The 26,349-nt window shown below is 46.3% G+C and carries 18 protein-coding genes; 7 read left to right on the top strand and 11 right to left on the bottom strand.

Features of this window, described 5'->3' with window-relative positions; translation table 11 throughout:
* The first annotated feature begins 206 nt into the window (after positions 1-206).
* Positions 207-797, top strand: a complete 591-nt coding sequence (locus H6F66_RS09830) for a Uma2 family endonuclease (RefSeq protein WP_190420636.1) — start codon at positions 207-209, stop codon at positions 795-797.
* Between the two features lie 37 nt (positions 798-834).
* Entirely contained in the window at positions 835-1,242 is a 408-nt protein-coding gene (locus tag H6F66_RS09825) for a DCC1-like thiol-disulfide oxidoreductase family protein (protein ID WP_190420634.1), read from the top strand.
* Here the strand turns inward: H6F66_RS09825 and H6F66_RS09820 are convergent.
* Positions 1,239-1,670, bottom strand: coding sequence for a hypothetical protein (locus H6F66_RS09820; RefSeq protein ID WP_190420632.1), 432 nt, complete (start codon positions 1,668-1,670; stop codon positions 1,239-1,241). The genes H6F66_RS09825 and H6F66_RS09820 overlap by 4 nt on opposite strands.
* A 379-nt stretch (positions 1,671-2,049) precedes the next feature.
* Between H6F66_RS09820 and H6F66_RS09815 the strand changes: the two genes are divergently transcribed.
* From H6F66_RS09815 to H6F66_RS09800, 4 genes are all read left to right on the top strand, one after another.
* Complete coding sequence (locus H6F66_RS09815) at positions 2,050-2,889, top strand: alpha/beta fold hydrolase (protein ID WP_190420630.1); 840 nt, start codon at positions 2,050-2,052, stop codon at positions 2,887-2,889.
* 42 nt (positions 2,890-2,931) lie between these two features.
* Positions 2,932-3,387 carry a photosystem II protein PsbQ gene (gene psbQ, locus H6F66_RS09810; RefSeq protein ID WP_190420629.1) on the top strand — a complete coding sequence of 152 codons (456 nt, stop codon included), beginning with the start codon at positions 2,932-2,934 and terminating at the stop codon, positions 3,385-3,387.
* A gap of 103 nt (positions 3,388-3,490) precedes the next feature.
* A complete protein-coding gene (locus H6F66_RS09805; protein WP_190420628.1) occupies positions 3,491-4,582 on the top strand; it encodes an FAD-dependent oxidoreductase in 1,092 nt (363 codons plus the stop codon).
* Between the two features lie 174 nt (positions 4,583-4,756).
* Complete coding sequence (locus H6F66_RS09800; protein WP_190420627.1) at positions 4,757-5,239, top strand: hypothetical protein; 483 nt, start codon at positions 4,757-4,759, stop codon at positions 5,237-5,239.
* Positions 5,240-5,375: 136 nt separating this feature from the next.
* Here H6F66_RS09800 and H6F66_RS09795 read toward each other — a convergent pair whose 3' ends face one another.
* The 10 genes from H6F66_RS09795 to H6F66_RS09750 all read right to left on the bottom strand — a co-directional run bounded on the left by H6F66_RS09795 (position 5,376) and on the right by H6F66_RS09750 (position 23,959).
* Entirely contained in the window at positions 5,376-6,461 is a 1,086-nt protein-coding gene (locus H6F66_RS09795) for a phosphodiester glycosidase family protein (RefSeq protein WP_190420626.1), read from the bottom strand.
* A gap of 107 nt (positions 6,462-6,568) precedes the next feature.
* Positions 6,569-7,006, bottom strand: a complete 438-nt coding sequence (locus tag H6F66_RS09790) for an NUDIX hydrolase (RefSeq protein WP_190420625.1) — start codon at positions 7,004-7,006, stop codon at positions 6,569-6,571.
* A 99-nt stretch (positions 7,007-7,105) separates the two neighbouring features.
* Complete coding sequence (locus tag H6F66_RS09785) at positions 7,106-9,190, bottom strand: prolyl oligopeptidase family serine peptidase (protein WP_190420624.1); 2,085 nt, start codon at positions 9,188-9,190, stop codon at positions 7,106-7,108.
* Between the two features lie 76 nt (positions 9,191-9,266).
* Positions 9,267-10,109 carry a class D beta-lactamase gene (gene blaOXA / locus H6F66_RS09780; RefSeq protein WP_190420621.1) on the bottom strand — a complete coding sequence of 281 codons (843 nt, stop codon included), beginning with the start codon at positions 10,107-10,109 and terminating at the stop codon, positions 9,267-9,269.
* Positions 10,110-10,338: 229 nt separating this feature from the next.
* The gene (locus H6F66_RS09775) at positions 10,339-18,126 is read right to left on the bottom strand and encodes a response regulator (RefSeq protein WP_190420619.1); all 7,788 of its coding nucleotides are present in this window, start codon (positions 18,124-18,126) and stop codon (positions 10,339-10,341) included.
* 209 nt (positions 18,127-18,335) lie between these two features.
* A complete protein-coding gene (locus H6F66_RS09770; RefSeq protein ID WP_190420617.1) occupies positions 18,336-21,215 on the bottom strand; it encodes a methyl-accepting chemotaxis protein in 2,880 nt (959 codons plus the stop codon).
* A 128-nt stretch (positions 21,216-21,343) separates the two neighbouring features.
* The gene (locus tag H6F66_RS09765) at positions 21,344-21,874 is read right to left on the bottom strand and encodes a chemotaxis protein CheW (protein ID WP_190420615.1); all 531 of its coding nucleotides are present in this window, start codon (positions 21,872-21,874) and stop codon (positions 21,344-21,346) included.
* Positions 21,875-21,955: 81 nt separating this feature from the next.
* Complete coding sequence (locus tag H6F66_RS09760; protein ID WP_190414517.1) at positions 21,956-22,321, bottom strand: response regulator; 366 nt, start codon at positions 22,319-22,321, stop codon at positions 21,956-21,958.
* A gap of 47 nt (positions 22,322-22,368) precedes the next feature.
* A complete protein-coding gene (locus H6F66_RS09755) occupies positions 22,369-22,515 on the bottom strand; it encodes a hypothetical protein (protein WP_190447935.1) in 147 nt (48 codons plus the stop codon).
* Positions 22,516-22,636: 121 nt separating this feature from the next.
* Complete coding sequence (locus H6F66_RS09750) at positions 22,637-23,959, bottom strand: response regulator (protein WP_190420612.1); 1,323 nt, start codon at positions 23,957-23,959, stop codon at positions 22,637-22,639.
* A gap of 606 nt (positions 23,960-24,565) precedes the next feature.
* On the opposite strand from H6F66_RS09750, the gene hmpF reads away from it, so the two are divergent.
* Positions 24,566-26,326 carry a pilus motility taxis protein HmpF gene (hmpF, locus tag H6F66_RS09745; RefSeq protein WP_190420609.1) on the top strand — a complete coding sequence of 587 codons (1,761 nt, stop codon included), beginning with the start codon at positions 24,566-24,568 and terminating at the stop codon, positions 26,324-26,326.
* The last annotated feature ends 23 nt before the right edge of the window (positions 26,327-26,349 follow it).

Below are 26,349 nucleotides of genomic sequence, written 5' to 3'. Positions count from 1 at the left end.
AAGGATTTCCCACTCTTCGTCTGTTAGGCTGCTAGAGTACGGCATGACTGCTGGATACGGCTTTTGCGGTAACTGTACTTCAAGATAGTAAAAGATGTCAAATGGGTTCTATAGAAGTTGTGAGTTAAGTAAAGCGCGATCGCATATTTAAAGCTTTCCTGCGGTTGCTTAAACTGGATATAACCCGGAAAGCGAGGTAATTGCAGATGATTGCAAATCCAAGTTATAGCCACATCTCCCCAGAGGAATATCTAGAAGCAGAAGAAGTTAGTCCTATCAAGCATGAATACAGAAATGGACAAGTTTATGCAATGGCAGGCGCAAGTAATATCCATGTAATTATTGCCGGAAACTTGTTTGCGATGCTCAGAAATCATGTGCGCGGGAGGGGATGCCAAACTTACATAGCAGACACCAAGGCTCATATTGAGTCAATTGATACTTATTACTATCCTGATGTGATGGTAAGTTGCGATCGCCGGGATAGGGAATTTAATAACTTTTTGCGTTATCCTTGCTTAATTGTAGAAGTGCTATCTTCCACAACAGAAGCATTTGACCGAGGCGATAAATTTAGTGATTACCGACAGATGGAGTCGCTTCAGGAATATGTGCTGATTAGTCAAACTCGGATGCGGGTGGAATGCTTTCGCCGCAATGCAGAGGGTTTGTGGGTGCTTTATCCTTATGACGAAGACGCAGAGGTTCATTTGGCAAGTGTAGATTTTCGGTGCGCGATCGCAGATATATACGAAGATGTAACTTTCCCCTCCTCGCAGCCAGAGGCTTCAAAATAGAAATATACTGCTAATCCTAAAAAAGAAAGCGATCGCAATGACTTACAACGTAATCTATGACGGCAATTGCAATCTCTGCGTTACTCTGGTGCAATTTCTGGAAAACTTAGACAAGGGACAGTTGTTTCAATACATCCCCATGCAAGACAAAGAGGCTTTGAGTCACTTTGGAATTACACCCCAAGACTGCGAAATGGGGATGATTTTGATTGATGGTGACCAAAGTGAGAGACGATGGCAGGGTAGCGATGCAGCTGAAGAGATTGGGCGTTTGTTACCGATGGGTAGCGCGTTCGTGGATGCTTATCGCGCTTTACCTGGGGTGAAATGGATGGGTGATCGCACTTACGAACAAATGCGCGACAACCGTTACACTATCTTTGGTAAGCGTGCTTCTACCTATCACTCTTCTTATCCGGCTGCTTGTACGGGTAGTTGCTCTTAATCTGTCTCGCCGCCGTTGAACAATTCAAATATCTGTCGGCAAAAGTGTTTTAGCTTTTCTCCCACCTCAGCTGCTGGCTGGGTTTCCCCGACAAACTGCCACTCCTCAACGGTGGAAAGTCGCCACTGTTTGCCTTTATGGTCAAATCCCGCCGCTTCTACGCCGATGACCCGGCGATCTCCGGTTAGGGGATCTTCGTAAAAACGAATCTGCACTAGAATGCTGCGACTTTGAAATAATCGACTTCTGCCTGGAAAATGAAAGCCGATATCAATGGAATCCGGATCTACTAATTCTCTAGTATCCGGGTCATTTGCCCACGGTTTTAAGTCTGCCTTAGCATCAGGAAACTCAGACTTATACAGATTGACAACAGCAGCAATCTTACTAGCGACTTGTATATTTGTGGCTTGTTCAGCTGCGTTCACTTAGTTCTCTGTGTTGTTTTGGGGTTGTAATATATCAGGATGTTCCGGAAGCAACCATTGCTGCATCCTTCTTTAAGTTTAATTATTAAATAGATGCAAAATGGTAACTCGTTATACTATGTGATTGCATCTTTTGAATGTATACTTAGATAATGGAAATATGTGCATTTTTTTCAAAAACGGATATATTTCGATTATAAGGAAATAGGTTATAAATGAATCTTATCACGATCCTAAACAAAGAAGAAAAAAATCCCATCTTTTTTGAGAATATCTCAACTTTATAATTTTAAATAAAATCCTTGCATCGATTCGACTTGCCTGTAGATAGCGTTGGGCGCTAAGCTCTTTCCAACCGGAAAATGTGCAGGCAAAGATAGTGTTAACGAACGAGCAATTAATTAAAGTAGGTTCGCTGGAGTGGTTTTATCGGGAAGAGAATCCGCTTGGGAGGACGGATAGACTGCCAGTGGTGCTGCTGCACGGGTTGCCGTCGCAGAGTTACAGTTGGAGTGGGGTAATGCCCGCTTTAGCAGAGAAAGGATATAGAGCGATCGCGCCCGACTGGATTGGTTTTGGCTTCTCGGCAAAACCCGACAAGCGAGACTTTGCCTATACACCCGATGCTTTTATTAACGCCCTAGAAGAATTTATCAAAAATCTGGAAATTGAGCAATTTTCCCTGGTAGTCCAGGGATTTTTGGGTTCTGTCGGTCTACAGTATGCCTTGCGTCATCCAGAGCAAATCGAACGCTTGGCAATCCTCAACGCGCCAGTATCAACCACCGCCAAGTTACCTTGGAAAATCCAACAACTAGGTTTGCCTTTGGTCGGTGATATGATGACGCAAGATCCCCTCTTAGTGGACAGAACCCTAGAAGGTGGCAGTGGTTACAGAATAGAAGACAAAGATTTAGACATTTACCGCCGTCCCTTCCTCAAAAGTTCCGATGCGGGGCGGAGTCTTCTTTACACCGTGCGGAATCTCCAGCTAAAGGAGTCAATGGCAGAAATTGAATCCGGCTTTGGTAGCTGGACGCAGCCTACTCTGATAGCCTGGGGAACCGCAGATCCTTGGCTACCCTTGAGCCAAGCACAAAGCTTCGCCAGTTCCATTCAGGATGCCAAACTGACGAAAATGGAAGAAGTGGGGCATTATCCGCAAGAGCATTGGTCAGTAAAGGTAAGTGATGCACTTTTAAGCTTTCTTCGCCGCTAATATTTTTAAGGACGCTTAATTGAGAGGTTGATTGCAAAAAGAATGCTAAAAGTACGTTTTCGGTCTATTTTGGCTTTGATGCTGGCACTGGTAGCCACATTCACGATCAGTTGCAGTAGTGTAACTGCCGCAACAAAAACGGCTCCCAAGTACACTCCTGCTCAGATCGAGCAGATTCAGCAGTATGTTCCAGCGCTTGAGGAATTTCGCGATCGCATGAGTGAACTGCAAACCATGATCCAACAACGGCGATGGGTAGATGTAGGTACGTTCATTCACGGGCCCCTGGGAGAATTGCGGCGAAGCATGAACCGTGTGGCGGCGAACCTGTCCCCCCAGGACAAAGAGGCGGCGCGGGAAGCAGCAAAAGATATCTATAGCGATCTCGTAAGGATTGACCAAGCTGCTAAAGAGGCGAATTATCAGAAAGCTGTGAGTAACTTCCGATCTGTATTGCAGGAGTTCGATGGCTTCTTGAATTTAATTCCCAAAGCCTAAAAAAAAGGCAAAAGGCGATCCCCTGCCCCCCTTAAAAAGGGGGAGGTAAAAGCTAAAATAAAGAATTCTTATTTTTTGCCTTTTGCCTTTTGCCTTAATTGAAATGAGTCATGTAGTCATAATCGGGTGCGGTGTTGTTGGGGCTGCGATCGCTTATGAACTGAGTCAAATTTCAGGGCTAAGCGTGACAGTTTTAGATAAACAACAACCCGCCCAAGCCTCCACAGGAGCGGCACTGGGCGTTTTAATGGGCGTTATCAGCCGCAAACTTAAAGGCAATGCCTGGAAAATGCGGCAAAGTAGCATCCAGCGCTATGAAACTCTAATTCCAGAGTTAGAGGCACTTACAGGACGGCAGATTCCCTTTAATAAACAGGGAATTATCATGCTTTGTTTTGAAGGAGAAGATTTAGCTAATTGGGAAAAATTGGTAGAAATTCGCTCTTCTCAAGGCTGGAATCTGGAAATTTGGGATGCTGCCAAACTACAGTCAAACTGTCCTCAACTGAGTAAAGATAAAATTCTCGGTGCTATCTATTCACCCCAAGATCGACAACTCGATCCAACTGCTTTAACTTTAGCTTTGGTTGACGGTGCAGAACGTAACGGTGTTAACTTCAAATTTGGTGTCACTGTTTTGGAGAATGAATTAACAAGGAATGGTGTTTGCCAGCAGATTCAAACAACATCTGGAAAGTTAGATTGTGATTGGCTAATTATCGCCGCTGGTTTAGGTTCAACTCCCCTCACGGCATCTTTAAAAGAGCCTATTGATATTAAACCAGTGTTGGGACAAGCGTTGCATCTGCGGCTGGCGCAGCCTTTGGGTAATCCAGACTTTCAGCCCGTAATTACTGGCGATGATGTTCATATAGTGCCATGCGGCCCAGGAGAATATTGGGTAGGTGCTACTGTTGAATTTCCCCCAGATGCGGGTGATGTCGTGGCTTCTGGTGCAATGCTGGAGAAGGTTTTAGAGGATGCGTTAGTATTTTGCCCGCCTTTATCCGCAGCCACCATCATCAGAACTTGGTCAGGCTTGCGCCCTCGCCCCGAAGGTCGCCCCGCACCCATCATCGGTCATCTCCCCGGTTACAGCAACGTCCTTCTCGCCACCGGACACTATCGCAACGGTGTCTTACTCGCACCCGCAACCGCAATAGCAATTCGCGAATTAATCTTGTTTAATAGCTAAACTAAAAAGCCACTTATGTAGTAATTTGTAAGTTGGGTTTCACTATCGTTAAACCCAACAACTCACGCTTGTTTACACCAATGTTGGATGAGGTTCCACCAAGCAAACCTACGATTTGTTATATATTATGAAATGTAAATAAGATAGAAAAACCTTTTATCGCTAGCTACAAATATGACAGACAAACTCCTTGGTAAACCCCGTCCCTTGTGGCAAGTGATACTCTTCTCAGTCGCCACCCTGATGTTGTACTACGGCTGGTACAAATGGATTATTCAAGAAGAGTTGCGCCGCTACAACGGGTTTGGGTGGTCGGGAACGCTGTCTTTAGCGCCTTTTGTCTTGGGGGTAGCAATTCCGCAGCTTTTATGGATATTCGATCCTGATGTTCCGGGGTGGTTTGGTTGGTTTTCCTTAGTCGGTATTGCCTGGATTTACATTGTGCAATTCAAGCTTTATAGAACTGTAAACGAACTTTATCGCCAAGCTGGAATGAAAGAACCGCTTGTAGTTTGGTGGATTTTTATACCAGGTTTTAATTTAATTGTCGGCTTGAGACAAATTCATTTCTTAAGCGAGTATTGGGCAATAAAACAGGGGATAGATGTTAAAGATCCGCTTGCTGAAAATATTCCACTTCTTTCAGCGAATGCTTAACAGATGAAGCTTTAATAGTTGTCCAATAATACAGTCCTAACCCCTACCCCTTCCCAGAATCGGGAAGGAGAAAAGCCCCTCGCCTTGTAGGAGAGGGGTTGGGGAGAGGTTAATAATCCTATCTATTGGATCAAACTTAACCGGGAATATAGGGACGTTCGCCATCTTGAAAGCGTCGCCAAGATGTTTTTAAAGCGCTAGGAGCAGGATAATTAGTGTCATAAACGACAATTACATTTGTGAGGTTCCGTCCAGCCGGAAGTAAAATTTTACCGTTATGGGCTAAAGCTTCTGAAGCACCGCCATCCAAATTCATTGCTTCAACACAGCCAATTGATTTCATGATTTCGGCTTCTTGTTGCAATGTTAAACTAGCCAGAAAGCTGATTAAAAATAGTTGTTTTCTATTGGCTGGAAAACCAATGGCGGTGCGATAGCCTTTATTTAAAACATTGGGGTCAGAGAACCCTTCTGATAATGGGGAAAGCCAGATTTTTCCATCCCTGATTAGTCTTGGCCCACAAGTAAGAGAAAACCAGTGTTGATCCCAATTTGGTTTACCTTGCGATCGCGCTGTAATCATTTCTAGTTGATTACCCGCTTTAATCCCCAAAGTAGTCCCATAATTTTCCCAACGGCTGTATTTCAGAAACTTGCCGCCAGCTACCATGTTACCCATAACCACCTTTTTTTCATTTTTACTAAAAAAGGTGCCGTTAGCAACCACTGCGGCCTTCTGACGCGCCACCAGCTTTGCAAAAGGTTCATCGCCAGCGGTCGCAGTTTGAGTGTTAGCATAAGTAGCATTATTAGCTAACCCAATGGTCAGAAAAATTTCTGGGTCGCTGAGGTCAATTGTGGTTTGATAAAAAGACACTCCGGCGACAGTTTTCTTAGTAACTTTTACAGGTTTTCCTTTTAAATTCGGGGTAGGAGTTGGTTTAGGTGTAGAAGTAGGTTTTGGTGTAGGCGTACTACTGGGTAAAGGCGCTGATGTGGCAATAGCTTGGGGTATAGGCTGTTGAGTTACGTCTTGTTGAGACTTTTCCCAGAGAGCGATCGCTTTCTCCCATAATTGACCAACAAAATTGATAAATTTGCTGCGATTTTGAGCAATTGGAAAGAATTCGGTTAAGACTTTAGCTAGTGCTAGACCTATTAAAAATAGGAAAGTGCGCCGCAACATTTTACGGCAGCCATTTGGTTGTTTACGCTCTCGCATACTCAGCTAGTTATGTCTATCTATTGATATCAAAAGATACATTTAGGTAAGTAGGGTGAGCAATAAACACCCTACCGCTATCCTTATAGAATCAGCAATAGCTCAAGCTATTCCGGAGGCGATTGTAAAGTTAATAATGTATCAGGCAAAGCCATAAGAATTTGCTTTAATTCTGCTTCCTGAATGTGCTTAACTGCTTGTTTAACACTAAGCCACTCTCGCTTTCTTAACTTAGCTTCCGGCCAATCTTCCAGCACCGTTTCGACTTGTAACAAAAAGGTCTCAACTCGACAAGTACGCCCCCACTTTTGATAGTCGTAAGTACCCATTGTTGTAGGCAGTACCTGACCAATAACTCCAGCTTCTTCCCAGGCTTCCTTTGCTGCCGAATCTTGCGGTGACATCATAAACTCAATCATTCCTTTGGGAATCACCCAGCGTTTTCCTGTCGAAGAAGTGATTAACAAAACTTCGATTTTACCGTTTTTGATACGGTATGGAATTACCCCCGATTGCTCAATAACTCCATCTGCTTTTGAAATCATACGTCTAATTTTTTTTATTAATTTTTCCAGTGTATTGCTCCCTATATTTGTTAGTTATTCGCTAGTTAGTAAGGTGGGCAATGCCCACCCTACGTTATGTTAAATGTCAACCGCTATGTCCAGAGAACGCACTAAGAAAGCCCACTTGTCTGCAACTTCTTCAATAATTTTAGCTGTTGGCTTCCCAGCACCATGTCCCGCTTTAGTCTCAATTCTAATTAACACCGGATTTTTACCCGCGTGTACCTCTTGCAAAGCAGCAGCAAACTTGAAACTGTGGGCAGGCACCACACGATCGTCGTGATCGGCTGTTGTGATCATCGTAGCTGGATAGGACGTTTCGCTTTTTAGATTGTGCAGCGGCGAATAAGCATAAAGCGCCTTAAACTCATCTGGGTTTTCCGCAGAACCATACTCAGAACACCAAGCCCAGCCAATCGTAAACTTATGGAAGCGCAACATATCCATCACGCCGACAGCTGGCAATGCCGCACCAAATAAATCCGGGCGTTGTGTCAAACAAGCACCCACCAATAATCCCCCATTACTGCCGCCGCCGATAGCTAGTTTTGCAGGCTTTGTGTACTTATGGGAAATCAGCCACTCGGCTGCGGTGATAAAATCATCAAAAACATTTTGTTTATTTAGCTTCGTTCCTGCTTGATGCCATTCCTCACCATATTCACCGCCACCACGCAGATTGGGAATCGCATAAACTCCGCCCATTTCCAGCCAGATCAAACTCCCAACAGAAAAGCTTGGTGTTAGAGAGACATTGAAACCCCCGTAGCCATAAAGATATGTTGGGTTATTTCCATCCAGTTGCAACCCTTTTTTGTGGGTGATAAACATAGGCACTTGGGTGCCATCTTTGCTGCTGTAAAATACCTGGTTTGTCTCGTAATCGGCGGGATTGAAATCAACCTTTGGTTGGCGAAAAATTGTACTTTCTCCGCTTACCATGTCGTAGTGATAGATAGTTGCTGGTGTGGTAAAGCTGGTGAAACTGTAAAAGGTTTCCGTGTCGTAGCGCTTGCCACTAAAACCACCAGCAGAACCGATTCCTGGTAATTCGACTTCCCGGACAAATGCGCCATTTAGGTCGAAAATTTTAACTTGTGTGTGGGCATCTTTTAGATAATCAACCACAAATTGATTATTTAGCAGTCCGACACTTTCAAGGACTTCATCGGTCTGGGGGATAATTTCTTGCCATTGCGATCGCGCTGGGTTTTTGGTATCAATAGCAATAACGCGACCGCGTGGCGCATCCAGATCGGTGCGAAACCAGAACACATCACCATCATTGTCGATAAAGCTATAGTTAGCCTCAAACTCGTTAATAAGTTCTACTACCTCAGCGTTTGGGTTTGCCAAATCCTTGTAGAAAATCAAATTTTTCGGGTCAGTTCCTAACCAAACGCTGATAATTAGGTAACGTCCGTCCTCGGTTACGCCACCGCTGAATCCCCATTCCTTTTGATCCGGGCGATGATAGATTAGGATATCTTCTGACTGTGGTTTACCTAACTGGTGGTAGTAGAGTTTTTGGTAATAATTAACGTCTTCTAATTTTGTTACTTCGTTGGGTTCATCGTAGCGACTGTAGAAAAACCCTCGATTGTCTTTAGTCCAAGATGCGCCAGAGAATTTAATCCATTTGAGATGATCTGATATGTCTTCGCCTGTTTCAATGTCGCGTACTTTCCACTCTTGCCAGTCGGAACCAGAGGTAGATAAACCATAGGCCATCAGTTTAGCGTCTTCGCTAATGGAAACACCAGACAACGCGACTGTACCATCTTCTGAAAGCTTATTGGGATCGAGTAAAACTTTTGGTTCAGCGTCGAGAGAAATTAAAGTGTATAAAACGCTTTGATTTTGTAAGCCATCGTTTTTGAAATAGAAGTAGCGAAGTGCGCGATCGCCTTCTTTAAAAGGAATACTAAATTTCTCATAATCCCACAATTGGGTTAGCCGCTGCTTAATCTTTTCGCGGACTGTAATTTCATTTAAGTATTCAAAAGTGACTTGGTTTTGTGCTTCCACCCAAGCCTTTGTTTCGTCTGAGTCTGGATCTTCCAGCCATCGGTAAGGATCTTCTACTTTTGTACCGTGATAGTCATCAACTTGCTCGACTTTTTGGCTAGTTGGGTAGGCTAGGGGTTTATCTGGATATGACATAGGGTTAGACTTTAGGCAACACTGTCCAGTCTAGCGTCAGATTTACTCTATGTTCACGCGCCCTAGATTATTGGTTTCACAGCAGCCCTAATTCTGTCAAAATTTGCTTAGTTAGCTGGATTCGTTTTTTCATGAGTGCTTCTGTAGAAGTAGCTTCTAGGTTAGTAGCAAAGAAATAAACATTGTCTTCTCTTTCTAAATAACCAACAAACCAACCTAAAGCTTTTCCATTAACTACCCCACTTAAACCTGTTTTTCCACTAAATTTGTAAGAATTAGTTTTTTCTAAAACCAGAATATCTTTGACAATATCAGTTGTGCGCTTGGATACAGATAATTCTTCATTGTAGAACTTCTTTAAGAATTCCACTTCTTCATTTGGCGATATTTCCAAGGAACTGCCAAGCCAAAACTGGTCGATTGGCCCAGAAATATCTTCATTTCCATACTGAAATTGCTGGAGATATTTGTTATATCTTTCCTTGCCTACTTGTTTAGCAATCTCTTGATAGTACCAGACAACCGAGTATTTTATTCCTGAACGAAGGTTGGTATCCTGTTGCCACTCGGCAGGCCACCATGCCTCAGATGGATGCTTGTCACTAGCGTAAGGAGTTATAACATTTTCGTCTTTAACAACACCAGTTTCTAAGGCAATTAATGCGTTAGGAATCTTAAAGGTTGAGTGAGGGCTAAATCTTTGGCGACAGCGCGATTCATTGTATCGAATATACTTATTATTCTTGAGATCGTATAGAACAAAAGCACCCTCAGTATCTTTAAAAAGTGCATTTAAAACTGATTCGTTAGCATTACTTACGGGAATGGCGTTAGTTAGGGGAATATGATTTACTATAAATACGAATGATAGAGAAAGTATAAATAATACAAGTTTTGACAAGAGTTTGGGAGTTTTCATTTTTAAGAAATTGGCGATCTGTTTACTTCAATACAACCTCATAAGCTTATCAGGTGTACGGGTTAATTTTGTTGAGCCAAAATGCCATCATTTTTAACTGATGTCCAAAAGATGCGATTTTAACTGATGTCCAAAAGATGCGATCGCGTCCTTTTTCTCATAACCAATATAAAAATGCGAGCAATATGTAGAGACGTATACAACGTCTCTACATATTGCTCATACTTTGTTAAGCGTTGCTATTGATACTCAGCAACACCTCACCTTTAATCATTCGCTGCGCGGCATCGAGAAGCACCTCTTCCAAATAAGGCTTGGTAAAGTAACCCTTAGCTCCGAATTGAGCTGCCATTTGCTGGTGCTTGCTAGCGCCGCGAGAGGTTAGCATTGCCACTGGCAGATGGCTGAGTGTGGGGTCTTTCTGAATCCGCGAGAGCAACTCCAGACCGTCCATGCGGGGCATTTCAATGTCACAGAAGACAATCTCGCAAGGTAGACCTGAGCGGAGCTTATCCCAGGCTTCCTGACCGTCACGGGCTTGTTCCACGCGGTATCCTGCCTTGTTGAAGGTCATAGAGAGCAGTTCCCGCACCGTAATCGAGTCATCCACAATCAAGACCATCGGATCGGTCTTAACCTCTGGAACTTCCACAGGAGCAGGAACACCACTCTTATCCCACAGAGACACGCCACGGTCTTTTCCGATTCGTCCCGTTGCTAAGTCAATCAGCTCTAGAACGTCGGCAATAGGCATAATCCGACCATCCCCCAGGACAGTAGCACCAGCAACGCCAAGGGGCTTGGGTACGGGGCCTTCCAGTTGCTTAATTACAATTTCCTGCTCGCCTAACACCTGATCCACCTGAACGGCGATGTAGTTGCCAGAACTGCGTAGTACTACAACCGAAATCATATCGTCGTCACGTTTGCCGCCGTAAACGTTGCCTCGACTGAGGTGACGATTGTATGTCAGCAATTCACTAAGGGGTTGGAAGGGCATTAGTGAGTCGCGCCAGTAGATACAGGTCTGACCTTCAGCGTTAGTTTGGATGCGTTCTTGAGGCACATCCAGCATATCTTCCACCCCATCCATTGGAAAGGCAATGCGCGTTCTGTCGATCAGGCAGCAGAGGGCTTTACAGATACTTAAGGTGAGGGGTAGCCGGACGGTAAAGGTGGTTCCCTTGCCCAGCGTGGAATCTGTGTTAATGACACCGCGAATTTCGGTCAAGTTTTCCCGAACTACGTTCATCCCAATACCACGACCTGCGAATTCGTCTTCTTTGTCTTTGGTAGTAAAACCGGGGTGGAACAGCAGATCGTACACATCCAAGCGGGTCATGGTTGTGGCTTGATCTGGCGTAATCAAACCCTTTTCAATCGCTTTGCTTTTCACCCTTTCGGCATCAACACCTGCTCCATCATCGGATACAGAAATCACGGTTTGGTTGCCTTGGTGGAAAGCGCGGATGGTAATCCGACCTACTGGCGGTTTACCAGCAGCTTTACGCACTTCTGGGGTTTCAATGCCGTGGGTAATGGCATTGTTAATCAGGTGCGTCATCGGGTCGGAGAGGTGTTCTAGAATCACTTTGTCGAGCAAGGTTTCCCGACCTTCGATGTGCAGTTCTGCTTGCTTGCCACAACGGATAGAAATGTCGCGCACGGCACGGGGTAAGCGATCGGCTGTATTGGCAAAAGGCACCATTCGACTTCGCGTCAGCCCTTCTTGCAGCTGAGACGTTATCTGCCGGAGCATTCGAGCCACCTGATCGGTTTCATCGACCAGGAATTCGATGTCAGCGGCCGACTCTCGGACTCGGACAATCAGCTCAATTATTTCCTGAGATAAGGTGTGGAAAGGCGTAAACAAATCGAGTTCTAGCTCACCCAAACCAAATCGGCTATTTGCGGGAGTATTATCTTGGGATTGGGAATCGCGATCGCCGCGTGGGTTGAACCGATTACCCTGACGGCTGGCGAGGAGGGAGCTTTCCAGAAGCGATCGCTCATACCGATCCTGCATTCTCGCACCCACATCGCTGAGTTGCTGTACCTGGTGCAGTAAGTTATCCAAGAATTGCCGCAGGCGTTCTTGATCCTGCTCCAAGGTGTTGCGGTTCACGACCAATTCCCCAACGAGGTTGCTGAGGTTATCCAGATGTTTTACTGGTACCCGCATTGTTTGCTCAAACACCTTGATTTGGCGGGTACGATTCACTGGGCGAACTGGACTAGAGCTGGTTTTCGCACTCCTTGGTACGCCCATTGTCTCCTCAGCTTGCCCCAGTAGTATCTCCAAATCCCCAAATTCATCATCAATGGTGTTGCTTGCGGGTGCAGCGCTCTTGGATACCTGCTTCGCTTTGGGAGTAATGGCCTGCGGTTCATCTCCTAGTAAGGCTTCCAGGTCAGCAAACTCATCGAGCATATCTGCTGATGCCGTCTCCTGTTCACCCAGCAAGGTATCTAACTCGTCAAACTCATTGTTTAGTACCAGGTCAGGGGTTATTTGATCCCCGATTGCATCCTCACCCAGTAATGCCTCTAACTCGTCAAACTCATCTGCTCCCAAAAATTGGGCGGTTGATACCTTGTCTTCTTCAAAAGACAGAGCGTTAAAATCAGCGGTGCTTAGTCCTTGAGTCGTTTCAGAAGTCTCACCCTCATGTTCTTCTTCTGCTGTCAAGCCCCAAAGTGCTTCAATCTGATTCAGCTGATTTGTAGCGATCGCTAAATCTTGTGAAGGCATCTGGGCAGTAAACAGATCCTCCTCAAAATCTAGCATATCTCCGATTTCGGCTGGCTCAACACCTAACAAATCCGTTTGCCTCAAGTCCGCATCTTCAGGCACCGCTGCTGACAGCATATCCCAGTCTGCATCCAGTTCACTGCTCAACAAATTGTCTGCATCCAAATCCAGCGCCTCATTAGTTGCAGACACATCCTCACCGAACATATCTTCCAGATTTTCGGTGGGTGACATTGCTGCTGGTGAGATATCCCACTCGGCGTTCATGTCGTCGCTGGCAAACAAATCTTCAGTAGTTCCAGACAAATCCTCACCGAACATATCGTCCAGATTTTCGAGTTCCAGCGATTGAGTAGTTGTAGACAAATCCTCATCGAACATATCGCCCAGATTTTCGGCGGGTGTGGCTGACAAATCCTCACCGAACATATCGTCCATTTCGGCGGCTGCTGGCATTGAAGACATATCCCACTCAGCGTTCATGTCGTCGCTGGCAAACAAACCTGACTCTGATAGTTCCAGCCCCTCAGTAGTTCCAGATAAATCCTCACCGAACATATCGTCCATTTCGGCTGGTGTGGCTGACAAATCCTCACCGAACATATTGTCCATTTCGGCGGCTGCTGGCATTGAAGACATATCCCACTCAGCGTTCATGTCGTCGCTGGCAAACAAACCTGACTCTGATAGTTCCAGCGCCTCAGTAGTTGCAGACAAATCCTCACCGAACATATTGTCCATTTCGGCTGGTGTGGCTGACAAATCCTCACCGAACATATTGTCCATTTCGGCGGCTGCTGGCATTGAAGACATATCCCACTCAGCGTTCATGTCCATGTCGTCGCTGGCAAACAAACCTGACTCTGATAGTTCCAGCGCCTCAGTAGTTCCAGACAAATCCTCACCGAACATATCGTCCATTTCGGCTGGTGTGGCTGACAAATCCTCACCGAACATATTGTCGAGATTTTCGAGTTCCAGCGCTTGAGTAGTTCCCGATAAATCCTCACCGAACATATTGTCCATTTCGGCTGGTGTGGCTGACAAATCCTCACCAAACATATCGTCCATTTCGGCGGCTGCTGGCATTGAAGACATATCCCACTCAGCGTTCATGTCCATGTCGTCGCTGGCAAACAAACCTGACTCTGATAGTTCCAGGGACTCAGTAGTTCCAGACAAATCCTCACCGAACATATTGTCCATTTCGGCTGGTGTGGCTGACAAATCCTCACCGAACATATCGTCCAGATTTTCGAGTTCCAGCGCTTGAGTAGTTGCAGACAAACTCTCACCGAACATATCGTCCATTTCGGCTTCGGCTGCTGGTGTGGCTGACAAATCCTCACCGAACATATTGTCCAGATTTTCGAGTTCCAGCGCTTGAGTAGTTGCAGACAAATCCTCACCAAACATATTGTCCATTTCGGTGGGTGTGGCTGACAAATCCTCACCGAACATATTGTCCATTTCGGTAGGTGTGGCTGACAAATCCTCACCGAAAATATTGTCCATTTCGGCTTCGACTGGTGCCATTGAAGACATATCCCACTCAGGGTTCATGTCGTCGCTGGCAAACAAACCTGACTCTGATAGTTCCAGCGCCTCAGTAGTTCCAGACAAATCCTCACCGAACATATTGTCCATTTCGGCTGGTGTGGCTGACAAATCCTCACCGAACATATCGTCCATTTCGGCTTCGGCTGCTGGCATTGAAGACATATGCCACTCAGCGTTCATGTCGTCGCTGGCAAACAAACCTGACTCTGATAGTTCCAGCGCCTCAGTAGTTCCAGATAAATCCTCACCGAACATATCGTCCATATTTTCGGCTGGTATTGCAGACAAATCCTCACCGAACATATTGTCCATTTCGGCTGGTGTGGCTGACAAATCCTCACCGAACATATCGTCCATTTCGGCTTCGGCTGTTGGCATTGAAGACATATCCCAGTCAGCGTTCATGTCGTCGCTGGCAAATAAATCCTCATCTGATAGTTCCAGCGCCTCAGTAGTTGCAGACAAATCCTCACCGAACATCGACTCGATGTTTTCGGCTTCTATTGGTGGCACCGTTGCTGAGGGAATTTCCCAGTCTGGGTCAGTTTCACTAGATAACAGGTTTTGTTCATTCCAATCCAAAGCATCTGTACTTAAAGATTGTTCGGTATCAAACACAACTAGGCTATTTTCTGCATCATCAAAAACTGATGATTCTAAAGACGTGTCGCCTGTATTAAATAAGTTATCGGAGGATGAAAGGGTTCCCGACTCACTTATACTTGTGTCGAGCAGATCAGTAAAATTGCCCTGTTGGTTAGTATCAAAAGCATCCACATCTGTATTTGCTTCGGATAGGTTAAAGCCCGTTAAGTCTAGGCTGCTATCCCAGTCAGAAGTTTCCGTTGCTTCTGGTTCTTCACTAAAGAAGTTATCCAGTGCTGTATGGGGGGTTTCTTCTTGGAGTTCTGTGAAGTCTAAGTTCAGCGGTTCGTCTAGATATTCGTTAACATTTTCCTCTGGTGTCGCGCTTTCTGCTGCACTATCCCAATCCATGTTGAAGGGACTGGGGTGAGGACTGTCTAAATCAAGCAATTCCAGTGCATCTGTTGTGGCTGCTGTTTCTGAGGTTTCAGAGAGTGCAAATGGATCGCCTGCTGCCCATTCACTGGGTATTTCCAGATTATCTAAAGCTGATAATGGATCTTCAAGCTGAGTTTGATTAAATTCCTGGCTGTTTGGATCTTCGTCTGCTGAGGTTGATTCTGATAGGACTGGGTTGTCGATTGTATCCCACGCCAAGTCTGCTGCTGACCTGTTTTCTGTGTCTGCTGGATTGGTGTCTTCAGTATTGGACGTGAAGGGCCAGTTAAAGTCAAGGTTCACATCATTTACAGAATTGGTTTCGGTAGAAGCGATCGCATCCTCATCTGGCATAGCTTCGCCTACCCCATCCAAACCAAACGCTTCTAATTCCTCTGCGGTACTTCGATTTTCCTCAAGCCAAAGGTCGCCGTTTTCGTCTAGCACCAGTTCTTGTAAAGCATTCTGACTCTCTGGTGTAGCAACTGGCGTTTCAAACAAATTCAAACTGCTAAAATCTGGTTCTTCTTCCCAACCAGCATCTGTCGTCCAACTTTCGTCATCTGCCATCATACCGCCGTCCAAATTGTCGCTCAAAGCGGCATCCGCATTTAGCTCATCGGCGAACATCGAATCTGACCAATCTTCAGGAGAACTGGTCAAAGATGGCTCTGTTTCTGAAACACCATCAAGTATTTGCAAATCTTCACTCGACCAGTCCGCAGTCCAGTCATCTGCGGCTTCTGTGGTAGACATCGCTGGTTGAGTGTCCCAATCTTCTAGAACTTCGTCGTCGGAAATTTCTGCTGTCAATTCAAAGTCGAACGATTCCAGAGAACCAGGTGCTGCATCAAAAATCGATTCATTTTCGTCGGTATCTGTACCCACAGCATTCCCATCCTCGCCGAATGATTCTTCCAAGGTTGTCGCTGCTACAGCCATTTCCACATTGTCAGCAGCAAGAATGACAACCAAATCTTCATCACTCAGTTCGGTTGCTCCTGTGGCTGTTGTTGCGATTTCTTGTGAATCTGATTCTTCCTCGTCTATGAAATTATCGTCCCAGAGACTACTTAAATCTTCTGATGTCGTATCGAGTGAACTATCGCCCTCAAATAGCATATCGGCAAAGCCATCATCAACCGATTGGAGAGAAGGTTGCTCATCTACTGTTGCTTCGTCTACAAAGTCTTCGCCAAATAAATTGGTTAATTCGTCTCCCGCTGTGGCTGTGGGTGAGGGTTTTGCTACTCCACTTAATGAATCGCCCAAAAGATCGGAAAAATCATCGAAAGAATCGCCTTCTTCGTCAAAATCGCTTTCCCCATGACGCTCATTTACCAGGTCATGACCAACATCGCTGAGGACTTCTTCTTCTTGCCAGGTTTCATCTAGTTCCGGACTTTCGCCTTCAAAGAGGTCTGCGAGGCTGTTGAGTTCTGCCATTCCCACTTCTGGCCCACTGGGATCGGCGCGGTGGGTGGCTGATTCTTTACTCCGACCTTTGTTATTAGCTGGCTCAAAGAACATATTATCTACGTCTGGCGAAAGGGCTTGTTCCTGCCAAGAAGTAGCGCCAGAGGACACGGAGGCAACGATTTCTTCTTGGATTGGTGTATCGGCGTAGCGATCGCCATCAATGGCGATTGCGTGATGATTGTGGAGATTTCCCGCCTCTACTGCCAATACGGTGCGATCGCTTGTCTGGTGTGCTGGCTCAAAAGTAGCGATCGCTCCCTGGAGATAGTTTTCTGCTTCGTGAGTTTCACCAGTCGCGACTACAGCAGTTAATGGTATCAGTGCTTTTAGCTGGGAACTTGGCTCTATTGATGTTTCCCGACCTGCCAACACCAGTTCTTGAGCTTGTTTTATCTCTTTAATAACGACGCTGGCGAGAGTGCGATAGGAATTTTCTGGATTAGCGATCGCGCTTCCAGCTGTCCGAATCAACTGCGACCATTTTGGTAACTCAAATTGCTCGCCCAAAAGCTCTAAACTGCCGCAGATTTCCTGAAGTTTTTCCCTACACCTGGCAGAGTCCGGTTGCTTAAATAACTGCAACATCTCCCGCAGCTGGCTCAGCACATCGCTTGTAAATACGCTTTTTTGAGCCTGCCCATCTCGAACGCTGCTCCCAGCGTACTGTGCAGACATTACCATTGGTGCCTCAGCCTTAGTGCCGTTAGCCGCCTCTAAAGCCATGCCGCCAGCCCCCCCTACCAGCAACGCCATGTGCTGGTTTAGTTCCTCAAATACAGGCTCCACCCCTGACATGATGCTGTTGGCAATATCTTCCGTCAGACCGAACGGGCCGCTTAGTTGCTCTATCAGTTCCTTGAGAGTATCAGAAACTCGCAAAAACAGGGACTCCAGCTTTTGGTCAATCTTCACCGGACACTCTTTGAGAATTTTAAAAGAGTCTTCTAAGCGGTGGGAGGCTTTCTGAATGCTATTGAGTCCTAGCATTGCCGCCCCTCCTTTAACCGAATGGGCGGCGCGGAATACTTCATTTACCATTTCCGGGTCTTCAATCGTGCTTTGCAGATTCATCAAACCCTGTTCAATGGTGTTGAGGTGGTCTTTCGCCTCCTCAATAAAGTAGCCCATGATTCGCTGTTGTTGTTCCGGCTGCATAGCAGTGTCCCTATCAGTGCTGAGTGCTAAGTGCTGAGTGCGTAGCACAGGTGTCTCGCCTGTGTGTCCCTGATGATTGCTGAGTGCTGTCTGTTGAGTAGATTGCTTTTAATGTACCCAATCTACTCAAAATCGACATCACCAGTCATTAGCCATTAGCCGTTAGTCAGTCTTCAGGCAAGATTTTTCAACTTCTTGAAACGAAGTCATGTTTTAACAACTTTCCCACCTTCCAACCTGACAACGCCAACTGACCCTTATTTTCCCTCGGTAGCTTCGATGCGGAAGCGTTCCACGGAAGTCAGCAAATCTCGCGCCACGCCGACCAGATTTTGCAGCGCATTTGACACCCTCTGAGCTTCCTGTGAAGTTTCTTGCGCGGTCAGTTCCACCGACTGCATCACCTGAGCCACAGCAGAAGAAGTTTCTGTCTGTTCCACAGTGTCAGCGGTAATCGAACGCACTAGCGCATCAATGCGATTTGACACCTGAATGATGTCTTCTAAACTGCGCTTTGCCTGTTCTGCCCGTTTAGTTCCCTCAATTACCTGCTGGGTGCCTTCTTCCATTGCCGTCATCACCGAACCCGTTTCCTGCTGGATTTGTAGCACGATCTGCTCAATTTCCTTAAGAGCTTTTGCGGCTCGGTCTGCCAGTTGTCGCACTTCATCTGCCACCACCGCGAAGCCGCGACCTGCTTCGCCAGCCCGTGCTGCCTCAATACTGGCATTTAACGCCAAGAGGTTAGTACGGGAGGCAATTCCGGAAATCAAGGCGACGATCTTGGAAATTTCCTGGGAAGATTCCGCAAGCCTCTTGACTTTTCGAGTAGTTTCTGCTACAGTTTCCCGGATTTGCAGAATACCAGCAACAGTCCTTTCCACCGACTCACCACCCCGGAGGGCGGTAGCAGAGGCGGCACGGGCAACATCTTCAGCTTCTCGCGCATTCTCGGCAACGCGCTGAATCGATCCGGTCATCACCTGAACTGAGTTCAGAGTTACTGCCAACTCTTCTGCCTGACGCAAGGCATCACTTGACAGACTACGGGCGAAAGATTCGCTATCAGTAGCATTTTTACTAACTTGTCGCGCTGCCATTTTCACCTGCTGCACAATTTCCCGCAGGTTTTGAATTGTCAGGTTAAACGAGTCGGCAACCGCTCCCAACACGTCGGCGGTGACTTCTGCTTGTACGGTGAGATCCCCACGAGCAGCACCTTCCACGTCATCCAACAGTCGAATAACTTGCCGTTGTAAGTCTTCTTTGGCTTGCTCTTGCTCTTCGGCTTTACGTTGGGATTCTGATGTGGTAATCAGGATAACGCGAGACATTTGGTTAAAGCCAGCGGCTAGGGTGCCAAATTCGTCTTCTGTGTAGACAGTAGCTTGAGCGTTGAAATTGCCACTCGAAACTGATTCAAATTGGTTTTGCAGGTCTTCAGTGGCTCTTTTAATTTGTTGGGTGGTGATTCGCCCTAAAGCTAAAGTTGTGCCAAAGCTGGCGGCACCTGCAAAGAGAGTCATGACCCAGCCAGTGCTGCGGAGATGGTTAACAATGGGGCCTTTGTTGGCTTGGGGAGAGGCGTTGGCGGAGATTTGGCTAACTACGGCGACGACGATGGCGGAAACTACTCCTGCGATCGCAGCTGCAATCAGCGGTTTTCTTTTTAAAGGAGCATTTTCATAGAAAGCAAGCGGCCCTTGCTCAACCGTAACGTTTGCCTCAGCTCTGGTAACATCTGGGGAAAAGTGCGGTACTTGTTCGCTAGTTCCAGTGAAGGTGAAATTTTCATCATCCTGAACGCTAGTACCCAGATCGCCAGCTTGTCCAGATGGAATTCGCTTATCTACTTTCCGGACAAAATCTTTGGGCGAAGATCGCCGGGAAATTCCACTCAAGTCTGAATTTCCCGAAGTGAATCCTTGACTATTGCCTTCACGTTGCAGATCGAAATCCGGAATACTAGCTAAATCATCGCCAAAATCACCAAATTCGTCTAAAAAGTCGCTGCTACTTGTATGTAGTCCGCTACTACTGGGAGTATCTGTTGAAAGCGAATCCAGCGAGTCATAGTTAATTGCTTCGTCAAAAGCCTCAAAATCAAAATGCTCTTGAGCGCTGTTGCCGTTTTGGTCTGAGTGAGATACAAAAGTTACGTCTTCATGGTAAGGATGAGTCTCAAACGACCGATTTCGGGAGCCTATCGAGTCACTTATCGTTCCATACGGTTCAGTGTCGTCTGTGGAACCCAGGCTATCATATCCAAAACTGTCGTCTGGAGTTAGATCGTTTTCCAGCTCTTTTGCCCTCATTAAAAGAGTTTCATCTTCAAGAGGGAAGCGCTCGAAATTGTTTGTTTCTAAAGAGTCAGCAGCATTTGGAAGTTCATATGTCGAACTTTGACTAATATCGAATGTGTCATCACCCGTAAATTCATCATTCGGCAGTTCATCAAAGTCACTAAAGGCATCGATAGGAAACAAAGCCGGATTGTTGGATGCTACCGGATCGTCCAAATCGTTTTCAGACCACGATTGTACAAACGGATCGTGATAGCTTGCTGGTGTCTCCGGAGTTGAATTCTCAAAAGCCTGATTACCAAAAGGATCAGCCTCTGGGTAAGCCTCTATATCTTGAAAATCTCCGGAGTCAAAATCATCTAGAGAGCCGAAATTTTCCGTCTCCATGTCTGAAGCTGGCAAGGAATTCCATGCCTCGTTAGGGTCTGGATCTTCCAGAGAATTCCATGTCCCTATTCCTTCAGGAATATAATTGTCACCATCCGCGAACTCTTCGTGGTTGCCTGACTCATACGTTTCAACTGGCGTATCAGATACACCCACTGATTCCGAGTAGTTTTGACAAGAAACAGCGTATTCTATTCCATTGTTGGCACAATCAATAAATTCTGCATTGTCAGTAAGGCTAGGCACCAACTCATATTGTTCCCGTGCGATGTCATACTGCCGTAACCCATAACAGTAAATATGACCTTTCAGGATTCGAGCATTCGGATCATCCGGATAATGTTCGACCAAGCGATCGATAATAGTAGCCGCCTCTTCGTAGTTACCCAGAGTGTATGCCGAAAAGGCGTGTTGATATTCTTGTGAGTAATCGGTACTTGATTTCATTTGCCTTCCCCAGCTAAAGAAGTAAAAAGTAAAAAGTAAAAAGTAAAAAGTAAAAATCAAGAAAAAAAGAAATATAAAACTGCAAAAAAGTTTTTTCTTTTGCCTTTTGCCTTTTTACTTTTGCCTTTTCATGCCGCCCACCGCGCTGAGCGAACAATTGCCACTTGGTCTAACAATCTCAGAAACTGATTGCTGGCTTCATCTAACAACCACTCGCCTCGCAAAAAAGGCGCCATACTGTCTGGAACGTTGGTTAGCATTTGCACCTGATCGATATCAAGCCAGTCCATCCCTACAATACGGTCAACAGCTAAACCTAACATAGTGTCCTGGTCTTCAACGGCAATCACCGGAATTTCCGGTTTATCTGTATTCAAAGGTTGGGAATCCCCTAAAAATTGACCCAAGTCTGCCACCCAAATCACTTGTCCGCGCCAGTTTAGTGTTCCCAATAGTAAGGGAGAAGCATTGGGAATGGGAGTAATCCTGTCTGGTGACGAGGAAATCACTTCGCGAATTCCACTTGCTCCCAAGGCAAACTCATTACCTGAAGGAACGTAGAAACGCAAATGTAATTCGCCTTCAGGACTCTCTAGTTCCTGAAAATCCGGTGAGTGATCTTGACCGCTGCTTGTTAAAAAGTCTGGATTGCCTACCATCCCATCTCCTCTAATTAAAAATCAAAAATTAAAAATGAAGAAAAAGTTTTTAAGTTTTCATCTTTAATTTTTAATTGATTTTTAGCCTCGTAGCAGCTGTTTTACCGTACCAATCAGCTCGGTTGGCTGAAAAGGTTTGGCTATGTAAGCATCTGCACCTTGTTTCATGCCCCAATAGCGGTCAAATTCTTCTCCTTTCGAGGAACACATTACCACTGGAACATTCTGAGTTTTTGGGTCAGCTTTGAGCCGACGGCAAACCTCATAACCATTCATTCGAGGCATAACAATATCCAATACCACCAAATCGGGGCAAGACTTGAGAATTTGTTCCAAGGCTTCTACGCCATCAGTGGCAATTGTAACTGTCAACCCACTTCCTTTTAGGAGGTCTGAGATCATTGCCCGTTGGGCGGGACTGTCTTCTACAACCAGAACTACACTCATAACTCTCTACCTCCCTGTCTGCCGGTTCAAACATGAACGCTCACGACTCACGCTTGGTTCACCCCTAGACCTTCTAATAATTCAAGTATCCCATCTAACTTTAGACTCATGCCGGGGCTAAGTTTACAGATATACTGATTTGCTCCGGCGCTGATGACTCCAGTGGTGTCTGTAGTCGATAGTCTGTAGTTCACTGTCCCTAGTCCATAGTCTATTCCTAGATTAATCATTAACTAAGCCTAAGCCCCAAGCCGGGACAATTTTTTAGTAGAAGCGGAGGGAAAAAATTCTCTTTGCCCTCTGCTGTGTGTTTCTTTACCCGGCCCGTACATCTGTTTGTTCTATCTCGCGATCTAAGCTGGAAGGGTAGGTGCTGTCGGGGAGTATAACTTCCTTTTCGCCTGGGCCAATGTATTTTTCTAGTAGCATCAATAACTCACTTTCTCCAAACGGCTTGGTTAGGTAGTCAGTTGCTCCTACCATTCGCGCTCTAACGCGGTCGATAAATCCATCTTTGCCTGTCAGCATGACGATGGGCGTTTGCCGAAAAGCTGTTGACTTGCGGAGCATGGCACAAATTTCATATCCGTCTAGTTCTGGCATTGCTAGGTCGCAGAGGATCAGGTCGGGTTTGAGTTGGAAGACGAGACTAAGGGCTTGCAGGGGATTGTTAATCGCAACTGCTTCGTAACCCTGTTGATTTAGGGTATATTCAACTGTTTTTCCTATGGCAACATCATCTTCAATACAGACAACACGAGGAATTTGGGTTTCTTGGGTTGGATCGGGTTTTAATCCTGCGCCTACTTTGGTACGGGGGGGTTTAAAACCTGCTCCTATGGTTTCGTCGTTGGTGGAATTTAGTAGTTGTACCCAGCCTTGTTGTACATAAGGATAGATCGCTCTAGCTACGGTTAAGATATCGCGGTTCAAATATCGGGATAGCTGGCGCAGGGATGTTTTTCCGTCTAGCTGACGCTCTAGGGTGTTAAAGGCATTGTGCGGCAGGGCGTTGCCTAAAGCGGCGGGATCTGTAATTACTGGGCATTGGTCAGGGGACTGGATGTGGGGATGAAACTGTTTCCACTCCTGCACCTGCTTCATAATTTTGGTGACTAGCGGGGCAATTTCTAGGGTGGTTAGTTGGGGTGCTAGTGCTGGTCCGATGTCGAAGATGAAAGCTCCTTGGTGGAGGCCCAAAAGGTCGAAGAGGGTTTCGTGTACCATGCTGCGGATGATACTGCGCCCTTGTGCTGGTGTGAGGATATGATTTTCGAGCATTGCCCACAGGTAGCCGTACTCTGGGGCGTTTATGGAATCAATTGCAGGGACTTCTAGGTTGTTGAGGGCGGTGTCGGCTCGGTAGCGACGCAGGTAATCGCGCAGGCGCGATAGGCTGAGAGTGCCATCGCTAGCATAAGCTATTTGCCCGTTGTGGAAGAAGACGAACCAGAAGGGGCCTGGTTCTTTTAGTTTGGCTTCGCGTCCGGGCATATTACGCGATCGCGCTCCTGCACTCTCGGAGGCACCAGAGGCACAATGGCTGTATGCCTCTACAAATAATTCCCCTGTTCGCTGACCTAATTCGATCAGTTGCAGGATGCTGCGTATATCAATTTCATTTAACGTTCCCTGCATGTAATGAAAACGCTCTCCTAATTACCGTTTTAAGAAAAAAGTTAATGCTGTATTCGGGGGAAGTGTTGATTTAATTGGCCATGTCTGCTATAAAATTCTTTACAATTATGCCCTTTTTCTTTTGGCAACGGATTGAACCAGATAATACAGTACCAGGGATCGTTCTGGTGGGGAGGTGAAAATGCTTAGCCTGAATCTGGACTCGTAGCAAGACGAATGCTTTAGAGATTGCTTCCGATGAAGGTAAGCTCAACGGAAAATGAAATTATCTGACATACAGTGTTGAGATTGGGCGGTTTTTCAAGTTAGATATTAAATAAACAGAAAATCGAAATATATTTAGTTTAATTTAAGTCTTGACGGCGCTGCCAATACGGGCTTATTCATCGGGTTTTTCCACAGGAAACTGACCACCACTCATAATGGCTAAGAGCGGGGTGCCAATTACTCTCTTTCAAAGCCTTGTGGGTTGCCACTCCCACAACAGGGACACAAAAGGTTAGGATCTCGATTGTATTAGCCTTACGCAATTGTCACCTTATGGCTCTGGTTGGGCCAAAGGTCGGTCAAGAATCAGGCACAACACACATCAAGAGGACCATCAGTGTGCTGTATCTAGCAGAAGTACAAAAGCAGAAATCTGGGTTAATGGGTTTTAAGACCGACCTAAAACTGCTGGCTTGTCAGCGGACTGACCAGAGTTGGAGTGCGGTGACTGCTGATGAAGTAATTCCCGCTCCCGATGAAGCCAATAATTTTAATGCTGGCGTCTTGGTGTTAGTCGAGCTGAGTGGAAATAAACAAGTGCAGCGTCCGCCGACGGAGGCGGGGCGGCAGTTGGTGAGCATTTTGCAAAATTTCTCTCGCCAGCTGGAAAAGTCAAAAACCCAGGAAGAAGAAATTGAACAGTGGAAGCAGTCGCTGACTTATCAGAGTCAGGAGCTGAACCGCCGCGAGATGGAAATGGAAGCGCGGGTGGAACAGCTGGCGCAGTTGGATGAAGATTTTGAACGGCTGGAGGCGCAGCGTCAGGAGATTGACACGGCGCGGGAGGAAACTCAGCGACTGCGGGAGGAGTTTGAGCGCAACCGCCTAGAGTTGGAGGGAGCTTGGGAACACCTGCGAGGCGAGACAAGACGGCTGGAGGAGCGACAGGCGGAGTATCAGCAGGGAACGGTATTAGATGAGGCTCAGGGGCAAAAGATTAGGGAATTGCTGGATCGTTTAGCGGGGGCGATCGCGCCCACTGAAGCGATCCGGGAACAACTGAATCTGGCTTTTGAAATTGTCAATGGGCAGCAGGAATTGCTTAACGGGCATTGGCAGCAGCTGGAGCAACAACGCAATAGCGCTACTCAGATGCAAGGAGATGTAGATCGGCAAACTCAAGAGCTGCAAAGGCGCACTGAGGAGTTGACGCAAGCTGAAAATGCTTTGGAAAAGGCGCGTTCGGAGCGGATGGTGTTTCAGAATGCTCTGGAAATGAAGCAGGAGTTTGCTCGGATGCAGGATCTCCAATTGCGAACCCAACAAGAGCTTTACGAGCAACTTAACCGTCTGGCAACGACTTCAGCAGATGTCAAAATTAGTCAGAAAATCGATCTGGAAGCCCTGGAGAAAATGCCCTTAGGAGAGCTGCAAGAAGTTGTGCAAAACTTGCAGCAGGATTTGGAAAAAGTGGTGCGCTTTGTCAACGACCAGGAAGAAGAGCTGACATTTCAGCGCCAGACGGTGGACGAATTGCAGGCGAAGATCAACCAAGCCAGCGAGTATGACCGGATGAGTCTGGAGAATGAACTGGCAGAGGAGCAGGATTGCTACCAAATGCTAGACGAAACGCTGGTAGGTCAACGCCGAAATCTGCGGGAGCGAGAAGAGATTTTGAACCAGCACCAGCGGGTGTTGCGGCGACGGCAGGGGGTCATGGAATCTGATGGGCAGGACAACCAGAAAATTGATTTGGGGCCTGTTCTGAGTCAGCTGGACGGGCAACGACAACAACAATCAGAGGAACTGCAAAAGCTGGAAAGTCAGGTTGAGCAGATGCGCCTCTCGATCAGCCAAGCGCAGGGAATGATCGATCATCAAGCTGGCGAACAAGAGGCAACTCGCAACCAAATTAAGCAGCTAGAGCAGAATTTGCTCTCGTCGAGGACGGCTTTAGCTGAACTTTGGGCCAGGGTGAATGTTTATCAGGAAATGCTACAGCCTTATCAGGATCGCGTTAATGAGATGCGGCAAAAGTTGGAAGCGATCGCGTCCACTTTAGCTCAGGTTCAGGAAACGGGTGACTATCAGCTGCAATCTATTGCCCAGATGCGGGAAGTAATCGTTAGTTTGATGAGTGGGCAGTTTAATGCAGCGTAAAAATAGTGTTGAGTTTTGAGTTA

It is taken from the genome of Trichocoleus sp. FACHB-6 (assembly GCF_014695815.1).
Classification (GTDB): Bacteria; Cyanobacteriota; Cyanobacteriia; order Cyanobacteriales; family FACHB-T130; genus Funiculus; species Funiculus sociatus.
The sequence above is the reverse complement of the archived record's forward strand: the minus strand, read 5'-3'. Positions and strand labels throughout refer to the sequence as shown.

What these genes read in the sequence shown, in the direction of transcription:
- blaOXA (WP_190420621.1), bottom strand. Translation starts at nt 10,109, where the DNA reads ATGAAAACTCCCAAACTCTTGTCAAAACTTGTATTATTTATACTTTCT.
- H6F66_RS09790 (WP_190420625.1), bottom strand. Translation starts at nt 7,006, where the DNA reads ATGATTTCAAAAGCAGATGGAGTTATTGAGCAATCGGGGGTAATTCCA.
- H6F66_RS09795 (WP_190420626.1), bottom strand. Translation starts at nt 6,461, where the DNA reads ATGCGAGAGCGTAAACAACCAAATGGCTGCCGTAAAATGTTGCGGCGC.
- H6F66_RS09750 (WP_190420612.1), bottom strand. Translation starts at nt 23,959, where the DNA reads ATGCAGGGAACGTTAAATGAAATTGATATACGCAGCATCCTGCAACTG.
- H6F66_RS09825 (WP_190420634.1), top strand. Translation starts at nt 835, where the DNA reads ATGACTTACAACGTAATCTATGACGGCAATTGCAATCTCTGCGTTACT.
- H6F66_RS09785 (WP_190420624.1), bottom strand. Translation starts at nt 9,190, where the DNA reads ATGTCATATCCAGATAAACCCCTAGCCTACCCAACTAGCCAAAAAGTC.
- H6F66_RS09800 (WP_190420627.1), top strand. Translation starts at nt 4,757, where the DNA reads ATGACAGACAAACTCCTTGGTAAACCCCGTCCCTTGTGGCAAGTGATA.
- H6F66_RS09770 (WP_190420617.1), bottom strand. Translation starts at nt 21,215, where the DNA reads ATGAAATCAAGTACCGATTACTCACAAGAATATCAACACGCCTTTTCG.
- H6F66_RS09830 (WP_190420636.1), top strand. Translation starts at nt 207, where the DNA reads ATGATTGCAAATCCAAGTTATAGCCACATCTCCCCAGAGGAATATCTA.
- psbQ (WP_190420629.1), top strand. Translation starts at nt 2,932, where the DNA reads ATGCTAAAAGTACGTTTTCGGTCTATTTTGGCTTTGATGCTGGCACTG.
- H6F66_RS09765 (WP_190420615.1), bottom strand. Translation starts at nt 21,874, where the DNA reads ATGGTAGGCAATCCAGACTTTTTAACAAGCAGCGGTCAAGATCACTCA.
- H6F66_RS09805 (WP_190420628.1), top strand. Translation starts at nt 3,491, where the DNA reads ATGAGTCATGTAGTCATAATCGGGTGCGGTGTTGTTGGGGCTGCGATC.
- H6F66_RS09760 (WP_190414517.1), bottom strand. Translation starts at nt 22,321, where the DNA reads ATGAGTGTAGTTCTGGTTGTAGAAGACAGTCCCGCCCAACGGGCAATG.